This window comes from Vibrio sp. HI00D65 (genome assembly GCF_001635455.1).
Taxonomy (GTDB): domain Bacteria; phylum Pseudomonadota; class Gammaproteobacteria; order Enterobacterales; family Vibrionaceae; genus Vibrio.
This window is the reverse complement of the sequence record NZ_LWEH01000325.1, coordinates 1-1245: the sequence shown is the minus strand read 5'-3', so window position 1 is coordinate 1245 and position 1245 is coordinate 1. Positions and strand designations below refer to the sequence as shown.

General features: G+C 43.9%; 1 protein-coding gene and 1 pseudogene. One reads left to right on the top strand and one right to left on the bottom strand.

Going from position 1 to position 1245, the window contains the following annotated elements; genetic code table 11:
• On the bottom strand, positions 1–187 hold a 187-nt coding region (locus A3712_RS19605), incomplete at its 3' end, for a diacylglycerol kinase (RefSeq protein ID WP_197465871.1).
• A 221-nt stretch (positions 188–408) separates the two neighbouring features.
• Here A3712_RS19605 and A3712_RS19600 point away from each other — a divergent pair.
• Positions 409–1245: pseudogene (locus A3712_RS19600) on the top strand (glycerol-3-phosphate 1-O-acyltransferase PlsB); the annotation flags it as partial.

Genomic DNA, 1245 nt, shown 5'->3' with positions numbered 1-1245 from the left:
AGGACACCATTAAGATTCGTTCTACATGGCCCACATCGAGGTAAAACGCCAACGGAATCATAACCGCAGCCATGAAGACTTCTTGTCGAAAGGCCACCTCATTTTTAAACGAACTTGTGATGCCTTGCCATGAAAAGCCCGCTGCTTTCACGATACGTTTAAATCCGGTGTTTGATTTTTTGGTCATTTTTAACCCTATACTCAATCAGTCGATGAATGATATTCCACAAACTTAACGGCAATATGACTATTTCCATTAAAAGGTTAGACCAGTTTCTGGTATTCTTGCATCGATTAAATTTACGCCTAGGCTTATCCCTATTTTACTTGAAAGGGTTACCCTCTCTCATCATAGAAATAGAGATACGCTTAAGCACATTGAAATAACTATTGAGGCTGTGAACCTATATGTCTTCTGGACAATCTTTTTCACGTACATTAATGAAGCTACCTTTATCCGTATTGGTAAAAGGCACATCAATCCCTTCTAATCCAGTTGAAGATTTGAACATTGATTTAGGCAAACCAATTGTATTCGCCTTACCGTTTCGCTCAAGCGTCGACCTACTGACACTACAAAAGCATGCGCTAGAACTGGGTTTACCGGATCCGTTAAGCAAGCTTGAAATCGGTGGTAAATCACTGCCACGCTACGTTTTCATCTCTTCACGTAAAACGCTGCTACAAGATGATGATTACGTCCCAGCCTCTTCTATTGAAGTCTTCTCTGAGCTGCTTGCACTGCATGCTGACGACTCAGAGCTGGATGTGCAAGTTATCCCTGCAACTGTATTGTGGGGCCGTAAGCCTGGTAAAGAGAATAACCAGAAGCCTTACCTACAAGCAATGAACGGCTTAGAGAAATCAATCGCTGTTTTAATTGCTGGCCGCGACTGTCTAGTACGATTCAGCCCTGTGGTATCTCTGCGTTACATGGCAAATTCACACGGCACCGACAGCACTATCGCACACAAGCTGGCGCGTGTAGCTCGCATTCACTTCTCACGCCAAAAACTGGCAGCCTCTGGTCCTAATCTGCCAAGCCGTCAAGCATTGTTCGATCGCCTACTAAAATCAGAAGCGATCAAGAAGGCGATTGAAGACGAAGCGAAGTCAAAGAACATCTCCATTGAGAAAGCGAGCAAAGAAGCTCAAGACATCATGGATGAGATCGCAGCGAACTTCTCTTACTCACTGATCAAACGTGGCGAGAAGATTCTAGGTTGGTTGTGGAACAAACTGTAT